The 1,790-nt window shown below is 60.2% G+C and carries 2 protein-coding genes and 1 pseudogene; all 3 read left to right on the plus strand.

The genetic code is table 11. The features are described 5' to 3' along the window. A partial coding sequence (locus tag V6C07_RS09420; protein ID WP_333536174.1) for a tetratricopeptide repeat protein occupies window positions 1-835 on the plus strand: 835 nt, incomplete at its 5' end. Then, window positions 835-1,368: an ATP-dependent protease subunit HslV gene (gene hslV / locus V6C07_RS09425; RefSeq protein ID WP_333536176.1), complete on the plus strand. Its 534-nt coding sequence runs from the start codon at window positions 835-837 to the stop codon at window positions 1,366-1,368. The genes V6C07_RS09420 and hslV, both read left to right, overlap by 1 nt. Before the next feature lie 103 nt (window positions 1,369-1,471). Next, window positions 1,472-1,790 (plus strand): annotated as a pseudogene (locus tag V6C07_RS09430) (4-(cytidine 5'-diphospho)-2-C-methyl-D-erythritol kinase); the annotation flags it as partial.

The following is a 1,790-nucleotide window of genomic DNA, read 5'->3' on the forward strand; positions in this document are numbered from 1 at the left end:
TGAGGCCGACCATATCGGCCTGCAATACCTTATCGCCGCAGGCTACCCACCGAGCGGCATGGTGGGCGGCTTCAAGGTGCTGCGGCAGAAAAGCTGGATGAGCGGCATCAGCGTGCCGACGTACCTTTCCACCCACCCGGACCTGGGCGACCGCGTCAACGGCCTTCAGGCCCGCATCCAGGGCATGCCCAAGGCCGTGCAGGACCGCAGCCAGGACAACAAGCGCTTTACCCGTGTAAAAACCCTGCTCTGGGCAAGATACGGCGATGACCAGGCCGCCCTACAGCGCTTTTCCGGCAAGGACGGCCTGTCACGCATGGGCAGGGGCATTGTGCTTGCCAGGCAGAACCGCATCAACGAAGCCAGCGAAGCTTTTGATCAGGCCCTCAAGGCGGCCCCTGAAGACCCGCTGGTGCTGCGCGAGGCCGGGGCCTTCCACTACCGCAAGGGCGACATGAGCCGGGCAGACGGGTTGCTTTCCAAGGCCATGCGTCTGGACCCCAATGATTACATGGCTTCCTTTTTCTATGCGCGCATGCTGGACGAAACCGGCAGGCAGTCGCAGGCCGCCAGTCACTACAAGAACGTACTGCGGCACGTACCCGAGGATTCCGAGGTGCACGAAGCCTATGGCCGCTCGCTCGGCAAGGCGGGCAACACGCCCGACGCCTATATCCACATGGCCTACAGCGCCCTGTATTCCAACAACAAAAAGCTTGCCGAACGGTATTTCAACCAGGCCAAAAGCATGGCCTCCCGCACGACGGACAAGCGCGCTTTTCCGCGCCTTGAGGCCGCCTACAAAGAACGCAAGGAAATATGGGACAAGAACTGATGGAAACACATGCCACAACAATTCTCGCCGTGCGCAAGGACGGCATCGTGGCCCTGGCCGGCGACGGGCAGGTGACCATGGGGCAGACCATGATCATGAAGCATGCGGCCCAGAAGGTGCGCCGCCTGCACGACGGCAAGATACTGGCCGGTTTTGCCGGAGCCACCGCCGACGCGTTTACGCTTTTCGAGCTCTTTGAGGCAAAACTCAAGGAAGTTCGCGGCCATATGGTTCGGGCCGCTGTAGAAATGACCAAGGACTGGCGCAAGGATAAATACCTGCGCAAGCTCGAAGCCATGCTGCTGCTGGCCGACAGGGAACATATTCTGGTGCTTTCGGGTACAGGCGACGTGATTGAACCGGACGACAACGTGGCTGCCATCGGCAGCGGCGGCCCCTATGCTCTGGCGGCCGCTCGGGCGCTTTCCCGCCACAGCGGGCTTGACGCTGAAGCCATCGCCAGGGAATCCATGCGCATTGCCGCCGAAATATGCGTCTACACCAATGACCACGTAACCCTTGAAACACTCTAGGGAAATTTAACTTTGAGAATGTATATCCTCAACGTTAACTTCGGCGCTCAGAACGCGAGCACGACAAAGAACATCAGGCCAGGGAACAGACAAGGATACGTTCATGAGCATTCTCACTGCCGGTTGCAAGGTGAATCTGGGCTTGCGCATTACCGGGCTTCGCCCCGACGGCTATCACGAAATCGATTCTCTGTTTTACCCGCTGCCGCGCCCCTGTGATCAGATCAGGCTGCGCGTCATCGACGGCAACGGCATGCACGTACGCTGTGAAGGGCCTGGGGCCGAACGTCTGAATGCGGAACACAATACCCTGACCAGGGCTTACATTGCCTTTGCCCAGGCTGTAGACGGCCCTGTTCCGGGGCTTGAGGCGCGTTTGCGCAAGGGCATTCCTTCCGGGGCCGGTCTTGGCGGCCGCAGCA

Source organism: Desulfovibrio sp. 1214_IL3152 (genome assembly GCF_036763055.1).
Lineage (GTDB): Bacteria > Desulfobacterota > Desulfovibrionia > Desulfovibrionales > Desulfovibrionaceae > Desulfovibrio.